This window comes from Mucisphaera sp. (assembly GCF_965279675.1).
Lineage (GTDB): Bacteria > Planctomycetota > Phycisphaerae > Phycisphaerales > Phycisphaeraceae > Mucisphaera.
This window is the reverse complement of record NZ_CBDIIJ010000002.1, coordinates 364566-382636: the sequence shown is the minus strand read 5'-3', so window position 1 is coordinate 382636 and position 18071 is coordinate 364566. Positions and strand designations below refer to the sequence as shown.

Below are 18071 nucleotides of genomic sequence, written 5' to 3'. Positions count from 1 at the left end.
TCCATCATCATCCGATCACTCCTCGTCATGATGGCCTGCTGGGTCGTCGGGCGTATCTGTGGGGCCATCTCTATGGTCGGGGTCCGGGAATATCTCACACAGCACGAATCCACGTTTCCTATCCCCGACGATGTCGATATCAATTCCCAGGACGCCAGTGAAGAAGTCACATCTAACACATCACCGGCCGCATAAGCAGCAGTAGCCCTCCTCCCCCCAACGGAATGGGATGGGGCGAAACAGGTCAAGGAGCAGACCGATGCCAGCAACGAAAAACGCCTCGAAAACAGCAGTGAAAAAGAAGGCAACTGCTTCGGCAAGGGCAGCCCACGACGAGCAGATCCGAGAAGTCTGGCTCGAATACAAGTCCGAGCCCAACGAAGACCTCCGCAACCAGCTCATCGAAGCCTATCTCCACCTCGTCAAGTACAACGCCGAACGCATCCACGCCAAACTCCCCGACGAAGTCGATATCGAAGACCTCATGTCCGTCGGTGTTTTCGGACTCATGGACGCCATCGACCTCTTCGACCTCAACCGGGGCGTCAAGTTCGAGACCTACTGTGCCACCCGCATCCGCGGCGCCATCCTCGACGAACTACGCTCCATGGACTGGGTCCCCAGACTCGTCCGCTCACGAACCAGCCAGGTCCAGAAAGTCACCAACCAGATCCAGAAGGAATTCGGCCGACCCGCCACCCGGTCAGAAATCCGCGAACGCCTGGGCGTCAACGAGGAGGAATACGACAAAATCGAACGCGACGCCGGTGCCACCTCCGTCGTCTCCCTCTCACGCAAATACTTCGAGACCGACTCCAACAAAGACGTCCGCGAGATCGACGTCCTCGAAGACGGCCGCCAGGTCAACCCCTTCCAGATGGTCCAGAAACGAGACCTCAAGAACCTCATCACCAAAGGTCTCTCCCGCGCCGAACGCCTCATCATCATCCTCTACTACTACGAAGAGATGACCATGAAGGAAATCGGCATGACCCTCGATCTCTCCGAATCCCGCGTCTCCCAGATGCACTCCTCCATCCTCGCCCGACTCAAGGCACAGCTCCAGCACCGCTCCGGCGAACTCCAGGCCGAGGCCACTTGACCCAAACCCCTCAAGTTGTGCTATACTGCTAGCACACAAGTCAGCCCCCCCCGCAGCCGGGCGGATGCCGACGCGCAAGCGTTGTCCCGCCCGGCCTTTTTTATGCCCCAACCGAATCATTCCACCCCACGCCATCCGATTTAAGTCCCTGCCAGACTTACACCTCCGACAATCTCACACCCCCTCCGCAAACCCGCCACCAACCGCTATCCTCTCGCCATGACCCTCACCAACACCCTCACCGCCGCCTTCCAGCAGGCCACCTCAAGCGCCTTCGGACCCGAACACGCCAACACCGATCCCATCCTCAAACCCTCCTCCAACCCCAAATTTGGCGACCTCCAGGCCAATCTCGCCATGGCCCTCGGAAAAAAAATCGGTCAGCCACCCCGTAAAGCCGCCGAGCAGATCCTCGAACAACTCGACGCCCCCTGGGCCGACAAACTCGACATCGCCGGCCCCGGCTTCATCAACATCACCCTCAAACCCGACTTCCTCGCCGACCAGCTCGCCGAGCAACGCACCGACCCCCGCCTCGGCATCACGGTCCTCCCCGCCGACCCCGTCGTCGTCGACTACTCCGCCCCCAACGTCGCCAAAGAGATGCACGTCGGCCACCTCCGCTCCACCGTCATAGGCGACGCCCTCGCCCGCATGCTCGATTTCGCCGGACGACAAACCATCCGCCAGAACCACCTCGGCGACTGGGGCACCCAGTTCGGCATGTTGATCGAAAACCTACTGGACCATGAATCGCAAGCAGCGCAGTCGTCTCCGAATGCGGGGGGGGAGGTCGCAGAGCTGGACCAGTTCTACAAACAGGCCAAAGCCCGCTTCGACGCCGAGCCCGACTTCGCCGAACGATCCCGCCAACGCGTCGTCGCCCTCCAGTCAGGCGATCCCGACACCCTTGCCCGCTGGCAGCAACTCATTGACCTCTCCAAGTCCTACTTCGCCGCCGTCTACAGCCGCATGAACGTCCTCCTCACCGAAGACGACATCCGCCCCGAATCCTTCTACAACGACCAGCTCGCCCATACCCTCGAACGCTTCGACCAGGCCGGCCACCTCGCCGAATCCCAGGGCGCCACCGTCATCTACCCCGAAGGCTTCACCGACCGCGATGACAACCCCCTCCCCATGATCGTCCGCAAGTCCGACGGCGGGTACCTCTACGCCACCACCGACCTCGCCGCCGCCCTCTACCGCATCGAACAACTGGGCATCACCCAGGCCATCTACGTCACCGACTCACGCCAGGCACCCCACTTCGCGATGGTCTTCCAGGCCCTCAAACAGGCCGGCTTCCTCCCCGACCACGTCAGCCTTGACCACGTCGCCTTCGGCACCGTCCTCGGCCCCGACCGCAAACCCTTCAAGTCCCGCTCAGGCGACACCATCAAGCTCATCAACCTCATCGACGAAGCCCAGCAACGCGCCCACGACGCCGTCGCCACCAAAAACCCCGACCTCACCGAAGACCAGCGCCAGCACATCGCCGAAGTCGTCGGCATCGCCGCCCTCAAATACGCCGACCTCTCCAACGACCGCATCAAAGACTACGTCTTCGACTGGGACCGCATGCTCGCCCTCGAAGGCAACACCGCCCCCTACCTCATCTACTCCTACGTCCGCATCCAGTCCATCTTCCGCAAAGCCGACCTCGACCCCGCCGCCGTCACCAACGCCCCCTTCCAACTCACCGAGCCCGACGAGAAGAATCTGGCCCTCCACCTCCTCCGCTTCCCCGACACCTTCGACGGCGCCCTCAAAGCCCTCGAACCCCATCGCCTCTGCACCTACGCCTACGAACTCGCCGCCAACTTCCACCGCTTCTTCGAACACTGCCCCGTCCTCAAGGCCCACGACGAACCCACCAAAGCCGCCCGCCTCGCCCTCTGCGCCCACACCGCCAACACCCTCAAAATCACCCTCAACCTCCTCGGCATCCAAACCGTCGAACAGATGTAATTAGGCCGACCACGACGCAACAAGCCCAACATTGAGCCCGGCCGCGACGCGGCCGAGGTCCCTCCAACGAGCCCGGAACGGAAGTTCCGGGGCACCGACCACCAACAAACCCCGACACTGAGCCCGGCCGCAACGCGGCCGTGGCCACCACCAGCAGGCAAACTGCAAGAAAAATCAACCCATACCCGCCCTCAAACGCAACCCGGTGAGCCGGGCCGTGTCGGCCCGGGCCCCGACCACCAACAACCCCCAGTGGCTGTGGGCAGCTCGCTGCCCACAGAACCAAGCACCTCACAAGCCTGATCCGGGTGCCACGTTTTCTTCCGCCAGAGGTGAAAAAGCCGTGCCGATCACAAATACACGGTATCTATTTCTAGCACACAGATGATTCACCAGACTGTGTTAGACACCCGAATTAGACTGTTCGAGATGATCTCGTAAGTGCTGAATACGAGTGGTCTTTTTTCTCAGTTCATCGTCATGATCAAAACCAACAACTACATTCTTGATCATTAGGATCATCAATTCTTCACCGATCTCGCCTTCCACCAAAAAGCTCAGCAGCATCTTGACGTAGCTCTACAGGAAGAACTTCGAAGCAGTCAGATGACAGGTAGACGTCATAGTCATCCTCTCCAAATCTAACCAATGCATAGGTAGCAGTTGATCCATCAAGAACATGTGTGACACCTTCTGAATCTGGCAAAGTGAACCGCTGAAACCATGCTTTTCTGGGTTTTGCGTGACGAAAAATCCAACCATCGACATCGGGCGCAAGTTCGACAATACGTCGAGTCACCGACAGTTTCTCTCGACATCTTCCAGGAGAAAGTGCAAAAAATAAGCACTCAGTACGATCCGAATCTGGACCGATCTCCCAATCAAAATCACCAAGTTGATCTACGCGATCACTGATGAGATGGACTACCTCAGGAAGTTCACTCGCCTGACGCAAGAGCGCCTCTTCACTTGCGAACCAAACCCAGAAATCAGTTATCTCAGTCTGCCAGTTGTAGGACATGGTTACAGTGCTCTTTGACGCTAACAGCGCACTTAAATCTCCCCGCAGGTCATAATAGCTCCCCCCATGCTCACCACCGCCCTCAAAGACTGGTCCGCCATCACCACCCTCCTCGCCCAGGGCCACGTCTGCCTCACCCTCCGCAAAGGCGGGATCCACGAGCCCGCCGGCCCAGGCGTCTTCGAACTCGAACACCCCCAGTTCCTCCTCTACCCCGCCTACGAGCACCAGAAACCCCAAGGCCTCCGCGACGACCTCCGCCCCCTCGTCGACGCCACTCCCATGCCCGAACCCAACGAAATCACCCTCCACGCCTGGGCCGAAGCCGCCGCCATCCTTCACGTCCCCGACCGCGCCCAGCTCGATCCCCTCCGCGACCTCCTCCCCTGGTCCCAGTCGATGATCGACATGCGCTTCGACTACAAACCCGACCGCCCCGTCTACGCTGTCCTCCTCCGCGTGGTGCGCTTGCCCGCCCCGGTGGGGGGGGTCGAGAACCACCCCGAATACCGCGGCTGCCGCTCCTGGGTCCCCCTCCGCCCCGAACACGAAACCATCCCCGCCACCGGCACCCCCGCTCTCAGCGACGACCAACTCACCGAAGCCCGGACCCGCCTCCAAAACGCACTTGCTAGAACGCGAAGCAGAACCAGTCAATAGCCGCTACAGGCTAGGTAACTTTCCTGACTCATCATCGCGACGCCCCTAATCTCATTATGTCTCAACTCTATTCCTGTCTCTCCAATCACACGAGCATTTCATTAGGAGCACGCTCTATGGACGCAATTGTAATAGCCGACATGTCTACAACGATGAGGGCCCTCTCAGCCGGGATGAGCATCGAAGGCATCACGATGTATCTCTTCTGGGTTGGAACCGTCGCCATGGGTGCCGGAGCCGCCTATTTCTTCATGCAACGCAACGCCGTACCTCTCGAATATCAAAACGTCATGACCGTTGCCTCGATCATCTGCGGCGTCGCCTGCTATCACTATCTTCGCATGTCCGGAATTTATGCCGAAGGCGTTGCCAGCCTCTACGACGAGAACGGCCAACGCATCGCCGGTGCGACCATCGCCGCCTTCCCCACGGCCTACCGCTACATCGACTGGCTCATCACAGTCCCGCTGCTGCTGATGGAGTTCCCGCTCCTGCTGAATCTCGGCAAAAAGGCAAGAGGCCTCTTTGTCAACCTGTCTCTCGCCTCCCTGGCCATGCTGATCCTCGCATGGATCGCCGAGGAAAGTCCGATTGGTGGAACCAACTGGTGGGCCTTCTACATCCTCTCCTGCCTCGCCTGGGCCTACATCGTTTTCGTCCTCTACACCCAGGTCAACACCGCCATGCAGTCTGCCCCGCCTTCGATCCAGGACAGCCTCAAAACGCTGAGACTGTTTATCCTTGTCGGCTGGTCGATCTACCCTATCGGCTTCTTAATGGCTCTCTCAGGTGACTCTGGCGAGTCCTACCGCGAAATCCTCTACAACGTCGCCGACGTCATCAACAAGGTCTTCTTCGGCCTCGTCTGCTACCAGGGCATCAAAGTCTTGGCTGAAGCCAGGAACACCAACCAGGAAGCCTGATCCCACAGACCACGACTCAGCCCCAGCCCGCTCAAAAGCGGGCTGGGGTCTTCGATGACCAGCCCGCGTACCACCCAACTCATTTTGCTGATGGCGATCCCGGCCGCATGGCTCAGCCCGACACTGGCCCAGGCCACCGCGTACTGGCTGTTAATCCTCTCGCTTCCACTTCTCGGCATGCCTCACGGCGCGATGGATTGGCCCCTTCTCAAACAACTCAAGCGCCGCGGGGCCATCCGCAGCCTGTCACAAGTAACCGCCTTTTACACCTTCGCCATGGCCTGCTGCCTCGCGGGTGTACTCGCAGCCCCGTGGCTGGCTGCAGTCCTGTTTCTAGTCCTCACCGCCTGGCACTTTGGTTTCGAAGACGCTCACCACCGCGGAACACAGAGTGCCCGGCCAGCGATCGGGATGCACAGCTACGCGCTCGCACGCGGTCTCGTCCTCGTCGCCTCTGTCTGCGTAGCCAACCCAGGACAAGCCACCCGACCCTTCGCGATCATCGCAGGCTCACAAGCTCCCCTATCCGAGTCCATAATCAGCCTGATCGCGTTGGTCATCCTGATCCCGGCCGCGCTCAGCCTGACGATCATGTCCTTCAGACAAACAGTTAGCCGCAGTGCACGAAATCATGAAATCACAGAGCACGCGCTCGTGCTCATCCTCGGACTCACCGCGCCGCCGCTCTTCACCATCGCTGTCTACTTCTTCGCCATCCACAGCCTCCGACACACCAAACGGCTCAGTGAAGAACTCGGAATCTCCTTCTGGCAACTCCACCTCGCGTCACTGCCCTGGCTGATTCCTGCCTTGCTCGCCATCCCCGCTTGCCATCTCCTTCTTCACACCACCACCATCAACCTGGAGACAGTCGCCACAGCCATCATCCTCTCCTTCATGATTGCGACGCCACCGCACCACGCGCTCGACCTGATGACCACGCACAACCTATTCACGACCAAACCTGCCGAGGCTCCCAGCCCGACGACCCCCAGCAGCGGCAAGCTTACGACCCTAAAAGCCTGAAACCGAGAGCAGATCGCACAAAAAGTCTCACCTATCACACTTGGGTAAGCGGTCACGAATTCAAGAGAGTGACTACAACCCCGATGCATCCCGAGACGCCGCTTCTTCCGCGCTCTCGGGTATGTGAATCCCGCATTCCTGCTTGAGGCCGCCGAACCGGCCCGCGCGTTCGTCTTCGCCCGCCGTGATCGGCCGCGTCGAGTGCACGTCGCCGATCGAGGCGTAACCCTTCTCGTACAACGGGTGATAGGGCAGATCGTGGTCCGTCAGGTAGTCGTGCACCTGCTTGGTGGTCCACCGGAGAATCGGGTGCACCTTGATGATCCCATCCTGCTCGCCAAGCGTCGCCAGCGACTTCCGCGTGTCCGACTGCTCCGCCCGCAGACCGGCGAACCAGGCCGTCGCGCCCAGCTCTCGCAGCGCCCGCTGCATTGGCTCGACTTTGAAGACCTTGTGATAGGCATCCAGTCCCTCGACGCCCTGCTCCCAGGTCTTGCCGTGCAGCGCCTCGAACCGGGCCGGCGTCATCGCCGGGCCGTAGACCTTCAGGTTCAGCTTCAGCCGATCCGTCAGCTCCTGCGCGAATGTGTACGTCTCCGGGAACAGATAGCCCGTGTCGATCCAGACCACCGGGATGTCCGGCAGCACCCGGGTTACCAGGTGCAGCATCACCGCCGACTGCGCCCCGAAGCTCGAACTGAGGATCAGCCCGTCGCCGAAGCGCTCGCCGGCCCAGGCCACGATCTGCTCGGCCGACATCGCCTCCACGCGCGGGTTCTCCGCCGCGAGGTCGAAGGTCGCGGTTGTCTGAGCGTTCTCGGGCTGGGTCATGGTCTGGCTCACAGGTGCGATCATACTAGGCCAATGCCCGACCAAGGCGTACCATTCCTTTCTGCACCCCGACCCTGCTTTTTGATCGCCATCAGCCCTTGGAGTGATCGATCGTTGCCTGAGCTTGCCTATCTTGCCCTGGGTTCCAACCTTGGCGACCGCGTGGCCCACCTCCGCGCGGCCCGGGAGGGCATTGAGCGGTGGCCCGAGACCGTGGTGGTCGGCCGGAGCCGGGTCTACGAGACCGCGCCGATCGGTGCTCCCGGGCAGGGGCCGTACCTGAATCAGGTGCTCGCCGTGCGCACAAACCTGTCGCCGAAAACGGTGCTTTTTGAAGCCAAACGGCTCGAAACCGAGCGAAAACGGCCCGCTTTCTCCCCGGTTAAGTGGGATTCGCGCACGCTTGATGTCGACCTGCTTTTTTATGGCGAGCAAGTGATGGATTCGCAGGAGCTTACGGTTCCCCACCCCCGGCTCCACGAGCGTTCTTTTGTTTTGAGCCCCCTTGCCGAGCTCGCCCCCGATCTCAGGCATCCAGTGCTATCTAAAACCATTAAAGAAATGAGTTTAGCGGTCGGATCCGAGGGTTTGATCGGGGTCTTTAACGAGGCTTCTGCCACGGAGGCCCGACGATGAGTGCAGGGGTCGACGCCAAGCTGCCCAGCCTCCGGGTGAACGAGATTTTCTGGTCGATCCAAGGCGAGTCGACCCGGGCCGGGCTGCCCTGTCTGTTCATCCGATTGACCGGCTGCCACCTCCGCTGCACGTACTGCGACACGGAATACGCCTTCCACGAGGGCCAGCGGATGACGCTGGATGAGATCATCGAGCAGGCGGACAGGGTCGTGAATGGCCCCTGGGACCTGGTGGAACTGACCGGCGGCGAGCCGCTTCTGCAGCCGCACGCCAGGACGCTGATGACCCGGCTGGCGGACATGGGCAAGACGGTGCTGGTCGAGACGTCGGGAGCCTGTTCGCTGGCGGGGATCGACCCGCGGGTGATCCGGATTGTGGACCTGAAGACGCCCGGCTCGGGCGAGGTGGATCGGAATCTGTGGGAGAACCTGCCGCTTCTGACCGAGCGGGACGAGATCAAGTTTGTGCTGACCTCGCGGGAGGACTACGAATGGGCGCGAGAGATGATCCGTGAGCACGGGCTGGCCGACCGGGTGAACGCGATCCTGATGAGTGCCGTCGCGGAGATGAAGCCGGGGCTGGAGATTCTGGGTTGTCCGGGGCTGGCGGTCGCCGATCTGGCGGTGTGGATTCTGGAGGATCATCTGCCTGTGCGTTTCCAGACGCAGCTTCACAAGCTGATCTGGGACCCAATGGCCCGGGGCGTCTAGCCCCCCCCTCGCACCCCCGCACCCCCGCACCAGCTCTTTCGCATGGCCCGCTTCATTCGCCAACTGCCGCTGCGTACTTGCTGGGCGTGATTCCGCGTCGTCGTTCGTTGAGATTTAGTAGGTTGCTCGGATGCGTATCAGTCTGACCAAGGTGATTGATTTCGAGTCGGCGCACTGGCTGCCCACGTTTCCGGAGGGGCACAAGTGTCGGCGGCTGCACGGGCACTCGTTCAAGGTGGAGGTGGTGATTTCGGGGGAGGTCGATCCGGCGAAGGGGTATCTGCGGGATTTCGGAGAGGTCAAGGCGGTGCTGGAGCCGATCAAGGAGGCGCTGGATCACCGGCTGCTCAATGAGATTGAGGGGTTGGAGAACCCGACGGCGGAGATGCTGGCGAAGTGGGTTTACGACCGGGTGAAGCCGGACCTGGCGGAGTTGGAGCGGGTGCGGGTGCGGGAGACGTGCACGAGTTCGGCGGAGTACGCGGGGGAGTAGCCGACGTTGTGGCCTTCCGGGTCTCTCGGATTAGTCCATGATGTTCAGGGCGCGGCAGCGGGCGAGGATGTCTTCGGTCTGGGTCTCGGGGTCGGTGCGTCGGCGGGCGCGGCCGGTGGCGGGTTGGGCGAGGCGCCGCTGCCAACGGAGCTGGAGGTAGCGATCGAAGGGGACAGGTTGGAAGGGGTCGTACTGGGCGAGGGCTTCTTCGAGTTCGTCGAGTCCGTGGGTGAGTGAGTCGAGGAGCCCGCGGGAGGCTTCGCGGACGGGTGTGTTGTCATCGACCGCGAGCTGCCTGCGGACGTTGGCGAGCAGCCGGGCGGGCTGGGCTCTGGCGACGAGGGCGAGGCAGCGGTCGGCCCGGTGGAGGAGTTTGTGGATCTCCTTGATGTCGGCGGTTTTGGGTCGGGCGGGGTCGAGTTGCTGGCGTCGGGCATCGGCGGTGGCCCGGAGGCGGTGGGCGTGGGTGAGGCAGGCCTGCTCGCTGGTACTGGTGGCGGCGGGGTGTGAGAAGGGGGGCTTGAGTGCATGGGGCAGGTGGGTGAGGGGTGTGCCGAGCGCCTGGTCGGCGGGCTTGGGGTCGGGCTGCTTGAGGGCCTGGTCGCTTAGCGGTTTGGCGGAGGGGGCGTGGAGGATCGGGAGGTCGCGGAGCTGCTGGACTTTGGCGGTCTGGAGGATGCGGTAGATGGAGGCGCGGCTGCGGCCGAAGCGCCTGGCGATCCTGCCGGCGTCGATCTTTCGGCGGTGGGCGCGGGCGATGATAGCGCGGTCGCGATCGGTGAGGCGGGAGGAGCGGTGGTTGTTGGGGATGCCGGCGCGGAGCAGGGCGCGGCGGAGGGTTTCGGAGGGGATGCCGGTTCTGCGGGCGAGGTGCTGGGCCAGCCGGTTGGGGGTGAGGCTGGTGGGCTGGCGGCAGCGGGCGGCGATTTGTCTGGCGCGGTCGAGGGCGGCATCGCGTTGGGCGCGGGTCCACTGGGCGTAGCCGGCGGCGCGGGCGAGCCGGTCGGCGTGGTGTTGTTCGAAGTGCTCGATCGCCTGGCGTGGGTAGATGAGTCGGGGCTGGCCATCGGGGTTGGCCTGCCAGCGCCAGCGGAGGCCCAGGCGTCGGTAGCGGTCGAGGGTTTTGGTGCTGATCTGCCAGCGTTTGGCGAGGGCGCTGGGGCGGAGGTGGTTGGCGGTTTGCTCGGCGGTCGCGGCTGGCGGGTCGGGGGTGATGTGGGAGAGGGCGTCGATCATGAGCCGGAGGTCGGGCTGGGCGGCTTCGCCGATGAGCAGCGTGGGTTCGGAGGCTTCGGGGCGGTAGCCGGTGATCTGGAAGGCGAGGAAGTCGAGCGGGTAGGTGCGGGCGGGGTCGAGGGTGTCGTGGAGTTTTTCGAGGCGGAGGATCTGTTCGGACCGGCGGGTGGCGGGGGCGCGGAGGAGCTGGCCGAGCAGATCCTGCAGGGGCGAGCAGCGGAAGGTCTGGCTGAGGCGGCGGGGCATGGGGTTAGATGGGGCCTGGTCGCTGGCGACCATTCCTGATGGCGAGGATTTCGACCAGGTGCTGATCGGTTTTGACTCGGTCGTAGATGGCGAGTTCGCGGTGGTTCATGCGTCGGATGGTCTGGGCTTTGTGTTGTGAGACTTTCTCGGCGACGGGATAGGCTTCGGGGACGTTCTGAAGGCTGCTGATGCGATCGAAGAGGCCTTGCATCCATTGGCTGAGGGTGATCTCCGAGACCTTCTCGGAGCGGTAGAAGTCGATGCGTGTTTGGATAGCGCTGAGGGCGCTATGGGTGATCTCGACGCGATAGATCAAGGCTTGATGTCCAAGCCGTTGTCAGAGGCCATCGCTTTGATGGCGTCCAGGGCGTTCTGTGAGCGGCCTTTTGTGAGGTCGGTTTCGCCCTGGTCGATGGCCTTGAGGACGCCTGAGAGGTCGACGAGGTCGAGCAGTTCGTCGAAGACCTGGGGCGTGAGGACGACGGCTTCGGTTTCGCCCTTGTTGGTGACAAAGAGGGGGCGGCCGGTTTCGCGGATGTGATCGTGGTGCTCGCGGAGCCGGTTGCGGTATTCGGTAAAGCTGGTGATGTCGGTGGAACGGACCATGTGGCCTCCTGTACGTTCGAATGTACAGGTCATTATCGTCGTGCGATGGTGGGTTTTCAATGGTTGATATGGGTTGCCGGCTGAATCTGGTGTAGGTCTTTCTGGAAGCGTTCGATGGCGGTGAGGTCGTCGGGGCCGACCGGGTAGTGGAGGATGTCGCGCATGTACTGGAGGGCGAGGTCGGGGGGCCAGTGTTTGTCGGTGGCGGCCTGGGCGGCGAGGGCGGGGAGTCGAGTGAGGTTGTAGGCGAGTTGGGCGGCCATGTGCTGGGGGAGGTCGGCGAGGTTGGTGGTGGGGCGGGCCATCCAGGTGGCGAAGACGAAGGGGAGGCTGGTCCGGTCCCGCCAGGCCTGGCCGAGGTCGAGGGTGTGGGGGTAGGTGTCGGTGGGTGGCGGGGCGGTGATGACTTTGTCGCCTATGAGCAGGGCGGCGTCGGTGTGGAGGGTGTCGGCGGGTGTCTGGTTGAAGTTGGTCGGGATGAGTGCGAGCGGGTGCTGGCTGTGGTGGGGCCAGAGCAGGCGGAGGAGGTTGACGGAGGTGTGGGAGTCGGTGTCGGCGGCGACGGTGCGGCAGTCGGTGAAGGGCTTGCGGGCGAAGACCTTGACGGTGAGGGTGGGGCCGTGGCAGGCGATCCCGCCTGCTTCGGAAACGAGCCGGAGTTGGTTGGGGTGGTGGATGTAGTCGGCGACCGGGCAGAGGGCGAGGTCGTAGCGGCCGGCGAGGAGGTCGTCGGCGAGTCTGGCGGGGACGTCGAAGCTGATGCGGAGCAGGTCGGGGTGTTTTTCCTGGAGCCCGGCGATGAGTGGGATGGCGTTGAGATAGCTGACGCAGCCGAGGTGGTAAGGGGGGGAGGGGGGTATTGGCATGGGTTGCGATATCGTAGGTTCGACATGGAGGTAGGGTGGATCGCTAAGATGCCGAAATGGCAGAAACGAGCGATTACGAGGTCCCGACGGCGCAGGTGCTGTTGGTGGATGACGAGGAGGATCACGCGGAGGTGATGGCCGAGGCGCTGCGGCGGCTGGGCCATGTGTGCACGCTGGTACACGATCGGGCGGCGGCGGAGGAGGAGCTGAAGCACGGGCAGTTCGATCTGATCGTGACCGATCTGGTGATGGATGCGGAGGATGACGGGATGCGGGTGCTGGAGGCGGCGCGGATGAGTCAGCCGCACGCGGAGACGGTGATGGTGACGGCGCACGGGGATGTGCCGACGGCGAAGAAGGCGATCCGTGGTGGGGCGTTTGATTTCATCGAGAAGCCGCTGGATCTGGATGTGTTCCGGACGCTCTGCACGAACGCGCTGCGTACGGTGTTTTTGCGGGCGCAGAACACGGACCTCCAGCAGCGGCTGGACGAGAAGTATGGCTTTGAGGGGATCGTGGGGGATTCGTCGGGGATACGGGGGGTGATCACGCGTTTGCGGCAGGTGGCGCCGACGACGATCCCGGTGCTGATTCTGGGTGAGAGCGGGACGGGGAAGGAGTTGGTGGCGCAGGCGGTGCACAACAACTCGAAGCGGGCACGGAAGCCGTTTGTCCCGCTTAACTGCGCGGGGCTGAGCGAGTCGATCCTGGAGGATGAGCTGTTCGGTCACGTGCGGGGGGCGTTTACCGGTGCGGACAAGGAGCGGCAGGGCCGTTTTGAGTACGCGGATGGCGGGACGCTGTTTCTGGATGAGGTGGGGGACATGCCGCTGGCGATGCAGGCGAAGCTGCTGCGGGTGCTGGAGTCGGGCGAGGTGGTTCGTTTGGGCTCCAACGAGACAAAACATGTCGACGTGCGGCTGGTGTCGGCGACGAACCGGGACCTGGCTGAGCTGGTGAGCAAGGGGGAGTTTCGGGAGGACCTGTATTTCCGGATCAAGGGGGCGGAGGTGACACTGCCGGCGCTGCGTGAGCGGCGGGAGGATATTCCGGTGCTGGTGCGTCACTTTGTGGAGCGTTTCGCAAGGGAGTACGAACGGTCGGTGCCGGAGGTGGCAGAGGATGTGCAGCTGGCGCTGTCGGGCTATGCGTGGCCGGGCAACGTGCGGCAGCTCATCAATGTGGTGCAGAACATGCTGGTGATCACGGAGGGGGATCGGATCGAGCCGCGACACCTGCCGAGCGAGATCCGGCCGGCGGCGAACGAGGATGGGATGTTTGCGGAGGACCCGAACGCGATGAGCCTGGATCAGATCGAGAAGCGTGCGATCCGGGAGGCGCTGCGGGTGACGGCGGGGAACCGGGAGCAGGCGGCGAAGGCGCTTGGTATCGGTGAGCGAACGCTGTACCGCAAGCTGAAGGAGTACGGCCTTAAGTGAGTGTGCAATGATAGTTGTCTGCGTCTTCTGGGCTAAACAGTCTGGGTGATTCGCGGTGCAGCTTTGGTTCGGGTGTTTCGGGATACGCGAGGCGTACAACGGGAAAGAGCGAGAGTTTGAGAAACAAAAAGAGGAACCGCGTTGGATACGGCTTTGACCTTCATCGTTTGGAGGAGGGTCTGCCATTGGTGGTGGGGGGTGAGCGGCTGGTGCATGATCGGGGGTGTGCGGCGCACTCGGATGGAGATGTGGTGTATCACGCGGTGACGGATGCGGTGTTGGGGGCACTGGGGCAGGAGGACATCGGGCAGTTGTTTCCGGACGATCACCCGCGGTGGAAGGGGGCGGATTCGCGGGTGTTCGTGGAGGAGGCGGCGAAGCGGATGCGCGAGGCGGGGTACGTGATCGTGAATCTGGATGTGGCGGTGGTGCTGCAGCGGCCGAAGCTGTCGCCTCACAAGGCGGCGATGCGTCGGAATCTGGCGGGGTTGCTGGGTGCTGCGGTGGAGGATGTGAATCTGAAGGCGAAGACGCACGAGCGGGTGGACGCCATCGGCGAGGGTCGCGCAATCGGGTGCCATGTGGTGGTGTTGTTGGAGGCGGCGGAGGGGGTGGCGTAGTTCACTCGTCGGCGGGTTGCCGGATTTGTGCCGGGACACCGATGGCGGTGGCGTGATCGGGGATGTCTTCGGTGACGACGGCCCCTGCGGCGATGGTGGCATGGCTGCCGATGGTGATGCCGGGGAGGACGCGGGCACCGACGCCGATGAGCGTTTGTTCGCCTACGGTGACACTCCCGGCCAGAACAGCGCCCGGTGCGATGTGGACCGTGTCGGCGAGGGTGCACTCGTGCTCGACGATGGCTCCGGAGTTGATGACGACGGCGGCTCCGAGCCTGGCGTGGGTGTGGACGATGGCGTTGGGTCCGAAGAAACAGCCGGGGCCGAATTCGGCGGAGGGGCTGATGAGGCAGTTGGGGTGGGAGACGAGCAGGAGGTCGAAACCCTTGCTGATAACGTAGTTGCGGATTCTGGTCCGTGCCTGGTTGTCGCCTATGCCTAGGGCGATGGGGACATCGGGGTCGATTTCGTCGCAGGGCTGGATGCGGCGTCCGTCGATGGCGGTGCCGGAGAGATTCTGATCGTAGTAGGCGATATCGGTTTCCGGCCAGCGCAGCTGAGCCGTTTCTGCGACCATGCGGCCATGGCCACCAGCGCCAAAGACGATGATTTTCTTCATTACAGTGCCAACTTGGTTTCCAGTCGGGGGATGCCGCTGGCTGGTGTGGATCATATCGGCGGTTCAGTTAGTCTGTGATGAAAGACCATAAGTATTCTCCCTTATATTGTTTACAATGCGTTAGTTATGACTTCAAAGCCGCCTGGTGTAACGTGATACATTCCTCGGGTTTGACTTTCTTTCTGTCATTTGGGACCTTATGTGACTCGACACAGCGAACCGCGTACCCGAGGAATTGATGATGTCCGATGCGATTGCCCCCGGCACCCAGGTGGTGGTGAAAATCAAGATGCAGCCGACGAACGAGGCGGCTCGCAAGACGCTGGTTCGCGTGCTGAACAAGGATGCGGCGAACGCTGAGCATGTGAAACGGCAGCGTCGGGCCCGTGATCGGCACAACCGTGACACGAATCGTGGCGGGCGGATTTGGGTTGCTCGGATTCCCAAGAAGCAGCACGTGCGTTGTCTGCCGGGTGAGCAGGGCACGGTTCTGGCGACCGTGGATGTGCTGCGTGACCTGGCTTCGGTTTCACGGTTTGTGGATGTGACGCCAGCCTGATCGAAGCCTTCGGGTTCTGTGCCATTTCTGCCCGGGGCTACGTGCTATTCGTGTGTCTGAATTCGGGTGAATGCGATGGAGCTCGTTGTGTTTGTGCGGGCCTGCTCGTCTAGACTGTTGGTATGCGGATCAATCTTTCTGATCAAATACTCAGTCAGGCTCCGGACCCTGCGGATTATGTGCGTCGTAAGAAGCCTTCGTGGCTGCGGGCACCGATGCCGGGTGGGGCGGGGTATCAGCGGGTGAAGTCGCTGGTGGATGAGCACGCGTTGCATACGGTCTGTGAGTCGGCCAAGTGTCCGAACATGGGCGAGTGCTGGGCTCGGGGGACGGCGACGCTGATGATTCTGGGAGATGTGTGCACACGGTCGTGTGGGTTCTGTCATATCAAGACCGGGCGCCCGCCCGAGTACGACGCGGATGAGCCGCGGCGTGTGGGTGAGATGGCGGCGATTCTGCGGCTGAAGCACATCGTGATTACGTCGGTGAACCGGGATGAGCTGCCGGATGGTGGGGCGGCGATCTGGGCGGCGACGATCCGGGAGATCCGTCGGCAGTCGCCCGGGACGCAGGTGGAGGTGTTGATTCCTGACTTTTGCGGGGACTGGGATGCGTTGCAGCTGGTGCTGGATGAGCGGCCGGAGATCCTGAATCACAACCTGGAGACGGTGCCGCGGTTGTATCCGGCGGTGCGTCCGCAGGCGAAGTATGAGCAGTCGCTGGAGGTGCTTCGTCGGGGCAAGGAGCAGGGGCTGACGGTCAAGACGGGGATCATGGTGGGGATCGGTGAGGAGGACGAGGAGGTTCACCAGCTGATCGAGGACGTGGCGGAGCGGGTGGCGGTGCCGGGTGTGGGGGCGATGGATGGGGGGGTTGGTGAGGAAGTGGATCCGATGGCGATTCCTGATCCCTGGCGGGCGTTGCCTTATGACGAGTCGTGGCAGCGCGAGCCGGTTCGGGCGGTGTCGGCTGAGCCACGGGCTGCTGCGAAGCGGTATCCGGCGGCTCGGTATCCGGGGGTGCATGAGACGTGCGATATCCTGACGATCGGGCAGTATCTGCAGCCGACGCGGGATCATCTGCCGATTGCGAGGTGGGTGACGCCTGAGCAGTTCGCGGCTTTCGCTGCTTATGGCAGGGAGCGGGGGCTGCGGCACGTCGAGAGCGGGCCGCTGGTGCGGTCGAGCTATCACGCGGATGAGCAGGCACTGCAGCTGGAGCGTCCGGCTGGGGCCTGAATCGCGTTCTCGGGTTGTCTGGGTGGGCCTGGGCCGGCTTTTTGATGGAAGCTGGGGGATCGGTTATCTTCTTCGATTCGCCACGCGGCCCGGCACTGGACCCAGCTCTGGATGGACTCCGCCAGAGTGACCGGGACGCGGCAGATCAGGAGCTCGATCGATGTCTGATACGTCCAAGGTTTTGTATGAGGGGATGTTCCTTGCCGAGCAGGGAGCGGTGGCCAGCGATTTTGGCGGGGTGGTGGAACATCTCCGCGGTCTGCTGGACCGTGCCGAGGCCGAGATTGTCGTTCTGCGGAAGTGGGAAGAGCGTCGTCTGGCGTACTCGATCAACGGTCAGAAGCGTGGGACGTTTTTCCTGGCGATCTTCAAGGCGCCGCCTCGTAACCTGCAGGGTCTTGAGCGTGACTGCAAGCTGTCGGAGTTGATCCTCCGTCAGATGGTGCTCAAGGCGGATTACATGGGTGAGACCGAGATCGAGCTGGCGATCAAGGAAGCCGAGGGGGCGGCGGAGACCGAAGCCAAGCTGCGTGATCGTCGTGAAGAGGCCCCGCGTAGTTCTGCGGAGTCGCTGGCGGTTCAGGCGAAGCCCGTGGCTGCGGCTGAGAGCGAAGAAGCGGCGACGGCGGTGGCCGAGCCCGAAGCGGCGGCTTCCGACGAAGCGGCCGGCGAGACCAAAGAAGACTAAATCAGCACGTCGCTGAGGGTCGCGAGTCGTGATCCACAGAGACTGGGAGGCCGCAATGCCGAGCTTTAACCGAGTGATTCTGATGGGCAACCTGACTCGGGACCCCGAGATGCGGATGCTGCCCAGCAACACGCCGGTTTGTGAGATCCGTCTGGCGGTCAACGAGCGATACAAGAACAGCCAGACCGGCGAGTTGCTGGATCGGGCGAACTTCGTGGACTGCACGGCGTTTGGTCGGACGGCCGAGAACATCGGCAAGTTCTTCGCCAAGGGTCGGCCGATCATGATCGAGGGCAAGCTGCGTTGGGAGGCATGGGAAGACAAGCAGGGCAACAAGCGCTCGAAGCTGAAGGTGGTGATCGATACGTTTGAATTCGTCGGCCCGCGTGATGGCGGCGGTGGCGGCGGCGGTGGCTACGAGGGTGGCGGGCGTTCGCAGCGTGAGCATGCGGGGTCGCGGAGCGACTCTTACAGCAACGACAGCGGCGGTCGCGGCCACGAGCCGATTCCCGAGGACGACATTCCGTTCTGATTGAACATTTTGATGTGGGCTGCTGTGGCCCGCGCTTGCTGGTGTGCCG

Annotated in this window: 21 protein-coding genes; 14 read left to right on the top strand and 7 right to left on the bottom strand. The window is 62.6% G+C overall.

All coding sequences use genetic code 11. From position 1 onward, the window contains the following. The first annotated feature begins 259 nt into the window (after positions 1-259). Complete coding sequence (locus ACQZAB_RS01690; RefSeq protein ID WP_428386518.1) at positions 260-1102, top strand: FliA/WhiG family RNA polymerase sigma factor; 843 nt, start codon at positions 260-262, stop codon at positions 1100-1102. Between the two features lie 219 nt (positions 1103-1321). Next, positions 1322-3073 (top strand): arginine--tRNA ligase, encoded by a 1752-nt coding sequence (argS, locus tag ACQZAB_RS01685; RefSeq protein WP_428386517.1) that lies wholly within the window; start codon positions 1322-1324, stop codon positions 3071-3073. Positions 3074-3602: 529 nt separating this feature from the next. Here argS and ACQZAB_RS01680 read toward each other — a convergent pair. Then, positions 3603-4094 (bottom strand): hypothetical protein, encoded by a 492-nt coding sequence (locus ACQZAB_RS01680; protein ID WP_428386515.1) that lies wholly within the window; start codon positions 4092-4094, stop codon positions 3603-3605. A gap of 66 nt (positions 4095-4160) precedes the next feature. On the opposite strand from ACQZAB_RS01680, the gene ACQZAB_RS01675 reads away from it, so the two are divergent. The 3 genes from ACQZAB_RS01675 to ACQZAB_RS01665 all read left to right on the top strand — a co-directional run bounded on the left by ACQZAB_RS01675 (position 4161) and on the right by ACQZAB_RS01665 (position 6703). Continuing rightward, positions 4161-4754 carry a DUF1802 family protein gene (locus ACQZAB_RS01675; RefSeq protein ID WP_428386513.1) on the top strand — a complete coding sequence of 198 codons (594 nt, stop codon included), beginning with the start codon at positions 4161-4163 and terminating at the stop codon, positions 4752-4754. 140 nt (positions 4755-4894) lie between these two features. Further along, positions 4895-5677, top strand: coding sequence for a bacteriorhodopsin (locus ACQZAB_RS01670; RefSeq protein WP_428386511.1), 783 nt, complete (start codon positions 4895-4897; stop codon positions 5675-5677). 54 nt (positions 5678-5731) lie between these two features. Beyond that, the gene (locus tag ACQZAB_RS01665) at positions 5732-6703 is read left to right on the top strand and encodes a Brp/Blh family beta-carotene 15,15'-dioxygenase (protein WP_428386509.1); all 972 of its coding nucleotides are present in this window, start codon (positions 5732-5734) and stop codon (positions 6701-6703) included. Positions 6704-6775: 72 nt separating this feature from the next. Here the strand turns inward: ACQZAB_RS01665 and ACQZAB_RS01660 are convergent, their stop codons facing one another. Further along, a complete protein-coding gene (locus tag ACQZAB_RS01660) occupies positions 6776-7546 on the bottom strand; it encodes a phosphoadenylyl-sulfate reductase (protein WP_428386507.1) in 771 nt (256 codons plus the stop codon). A 69-nt stretch (positions 7547-7615) separates the two neighbouring features. Here ACQZAB_RS01660 and folK point away from each other — a divergent pair, with 69 nt between their 5' ends. The 3 genes from folK to queD all read left to right on the top strand — a co-directional run bounded on the left by folK (position 7616) and on the right by queD (position 9373). Next, the gene (gene folK, locus ACQZAB_RS01655) at positions 7616-8170 is read left to right on the top strand and encodes a 2-amino-4-hydroxy-6-hydroxymethyldihydropteridine diphosphokinase (RefSeq protein ID WP_428386506.1); all 555 of its coding nucleotides are present in this window, start codon (positions 7616-7618) and stop codon (positions 8168-8170) included. Beyond that, a complete protein-coding gene (locus ACQZAB_RS01650; protein WP_428386505.1) occupies positions 8167-8880 on the top strand; it encodes a radical SAM protein in 714 nt (237 codons plus the stop codon). The genes folK and ACQZAB_RS01650 overlap by 4 nt, the downstream gene beginning before the upstream one ends. A gap of 130 nt (positions 8881-9010) precedes the next feature. Then, positions 9011-9373: a 6-carboxytetrahydropterin synthase QueD gene (gene queD / locus ACQZAB_RS01645; RefSeq protein WP_428386503.1), complete on the top strand. Its 363-nt coding sequence runs from the start codon at positions 9011-9013 to the stop codon at positions 9371-9373. A 30-nt stretch (positions 9374-9403) separates the two neighbouring features. On the opposite strand, the gene ACQZAB_RS01640 is transcribed toward queD, so the two are convergent. The 4 genes from ACQZAB_RS01640 to ACQZAB_RS01625 are packed head-to-tail and all read right to left on the bottom strand — an operon-like array spanning position 9404 to position 12327. Beyond that, complete coding sequence (locus ACQZAB_RS01640) at positions 9404-10855, bottom strand: hypothetical protein (RefSeq protein ID WP_428386502.1); 1452 nt, start codon at positions 10853-10855, stop codon at positions 9404-9406. Between the two features lie 4 nt (positions 10856-10859). Further along, positions 10860-11171: a hypothetical protein gene (locus ACQZAB_RS01635; RefSeq protein ID WP_428386501.1), complete on the bottom strand. Its 312-nt coding sequence runs from the start codon at positions 11169-11171 to the stop codon at positions 10860-10862. After that, positions 11168-11461: a type II toxin-antitoxin system Phd/YefM family antitoxin gene (locus ACQZAB_RS01630; RefSeq protein ID WP_428386499.1), complete on the bottom strand. Its 294-nt coding sequence runs from the start codon at positions 11459-11461 to the stop codon at positions 11168-11170. Before ACQZAB_RS01630 ends, ACQZAB_RS01635 begins: the two co-directional genes overlap by 4 nt. Positions 11462-11517: 56 nt before the next feature. Further along, positions 11518-12327 carry a menaquinone biosynthetic enzyme MqnA/MqnD family protein gene (locus ACQZAB_RS01625; RefSeq protein WP_428386498.1) on the bottom strand — a complete coding sequence of 270 codons (810 nt, stop codon included), beginning with the start codon at positions 12325-12327 and terminating at the stop codon, positions 11518-11520. A 56-nt stretch (positions 12328-12383) separates the two neighbouring features. On the opposite strand from ACQZAB_RS01625, the gene ACQZAB_RS01620 reads away from it, so the two are divergent. Both ACQZAB_RS01620 and ispF read left to right on the top strand, forming a co-directional pair. Next, positions 12384-13766, top strand: a complete 1383-nt coding sequence (locus ACQZAB_RS01620) for a sigma-54-dependent transcriptional regulator (protein ID WP_428386496.1) — start codon at positions 12384-12386, stop codon at positions 13764-13766. 116 nt (positions 13767-13882) lie between these two features. Then, complete coding sequence (ispF, locus tag ACQZAB_RS01615) at positions 13883-14386, top strand: 2-C-methyl-D-erythritol 2,4-cyclodiphosphate synthase (protein WP_428386495.1); 504 nt, start codon at positions 13883-13885, stop codon at positions 14384-14386. A gap of 1 nt (position 14387) precedes the next feature. On the opposite strand, the gene ACQZAB_RS01610 is transcribed toward ispF, so the two are convergent. Then, positions 14388-14963 carry an acetyltransferase gene (locus ACQZAB_RS01610; RefSeq protein WP_428386494.1) on the bottom strand — a complete coding sequence of 192 codons (576 nt, stop codon included), beginning with the start codon at positions 14961-14963 and terminating at the stop codon, positions 14388-14390. A 283-nt stretch (positions 14964-15246) separates the two neighbouring features. On the opposite strand from ACQZAB_RS01610, the gene ACQZAB_RS01605 reads away from it, so the two are divergent. The 4 genes from ACQZAB_RS01605 (at position 15247) to ACQZAB_RS01590 (ending at position 18022) form a co-directional block, all read left to right on the top strand. After that, the gene (locus ACQZAB_RS01605) at positions 15247-15564 is read left to right on the top strand and encodes a hypothetical protein (RefSeq protein WP_428386492.1); all 318 of its coding nucleotides are present in this window, start codon (positions 15247-15249) and stop codon (positions 15562-15564) included. A 122-nt stretch (positions 15565-15686) separates the two neighbouring features. Next, positions 15687-16802 carry a lipoyl synthase gene (locus ACQZAB_RS01600; protein WP_428386491.1) on the top strand — a complete coding sequence of 372 codons (1116 nt, stop codon included), beginning with the start codon at positions 15687-15689 and terminating at the stop codon, positions 16800-16802. 160 nt (positions 16803-16962) lie between these two features. Continuing rightward, complete coding sequence (gene rpsF, locus ACQZAB_RS01595) at positions 16963-17490, top strand: 30S ribosomal protein S6 (RefSeq protein ID WP_428386489.1); 528 nt, start codon at positions 16963-16965, stop codon at positions 17488-17490. A 55-nt stretch (positions 17491-17545) separates the two neighbouring features. Then, positions 17546-18022: a single-stranded DNA-binding protein gene (locus ACQZAB_RS01590; RefSeq protein ID WP_428386487.1), complete on the top strand. Its 477-nt coding sequence runs from the start codon at positions 17546-17548 to the stop codon at positions 18020-18022. Positions 18023-18071: the final 49 nt, after the last annotated feature.

Coding starts and splice junctions, on each gene's coding strand:
- ACQZAB_RS01690 (WP_428386518.1), top strand. CDS start 260: ATGCCAGCAACGAAAAACGCCTCGAAAACAGCAGTGAAAAAGAAGGCA.
- argS (WP_428386517.1), top strand. CDS start 1,322: ATGACCCTCACCAACACCCTCACCGCCGCCTTCCAGCAGGCCACCTCA.
- ACQZAB_RS01680 (WP_428386515.1), bottom strand. CDS start 4,094: ATGTCCTACAACTGGCAGACTGAGATAACTGATTTCTGGGTTTGGTTC.
- ACQZAB_RS01675 (WP_428386513.1), top strand. CDS start 4,161: ATGCTCACCACCGCCCTCAAAGACTGGTCCGCCATCACCACCCTCCTC.
- ACQZAB_RS01670 (WP_428386511.1), top strand. CDS start 4,895: ATGTCTACAACGATGAGGGCCCTCTCAGCCGGGATGAGCATCGAAGGC.
- ACQZAB_RS01665 (WP_428386509.1), top strand. CDS start 5,732: ATGACCAGCCCGCGTACCACCCAACTCATTTTGCTGATGGCGATCCCG.
- ACQZAB_RS01650 (WP_428386505.1), top strand. CDS start 8,167: ATGAGTGCAGGGGTCGACGCCAAGCTGCCCAGCCTCCGGGTGAACGAG.
- queD (WP_428386503.1), top strand. CDS start 9,011: ATGCGTATCAGTCTGACCAAGGTGATTGATTTCGAGTCGGCGCACTGG.
- ACQZAB_RS01640 (WP_428386502.1), bottom strand. CDS start 10,855: ATGCCCCGCCGCCTCAGCCAGACCTTCCGCTGCTCGCCCCTGCAGGAT.
- ACQZAB_RS01630 (WP_428386499.1), bottom strand. CDS start 11,461: ATGGTCCGTTCCACCGACATCACCAGCTTTACCGAATACCGCAACCGG.
- ACQZAB_RS01625 (WP_428386498.1), bottom strand. CDS start 12,327: ATGCCAATACCCCCCTCCCCCCCTTACCACCTCGGCTGCGTCAGCTAT.
- ACQZAB_RS01620 (WP_428386496.1), top strand. CDS start 12,384: ATGGCAGAAACGAGCGATTACGAGGTCCCGACGGCGCAGGTGCTGTTG.
- ACQZAB_RS01610 (WP_428386494.1), bottom strand. CDS start 14,963: ATGGTCGCAGAAACGGCTCAGCTGCGCTGGCCGGAAACCGATATCGCC.
- ACQZAB_RS01605 (WP_428386492.1), top strand. CDS start 15,247: ATGTCCGATGCGATTGCCCCCGGCACCCAGGTGGTGGTGAAAATCAAG.
- ACQZAB_RS01600 (WP_428386491.1), top strand. CDS start 15,687: ATGCGGATCAATCTTTCTGATCAAATACTCAGTCAGGCTCCGGACCCT.
- rpsF (WP_428386489.1), top strand. CDS start 16,963: ATGTCTGATACGTCCAAGGTTTTGTATGAGGGGATGTTCCTTGCCGAG.
- ACQZAB_RS01590 (WP_428386487.1), top strand. CDS start 17,546: ATGCCGAGCTTTAACCGAGTGATTCTGATGGGCAACCTGACTCGGGAC.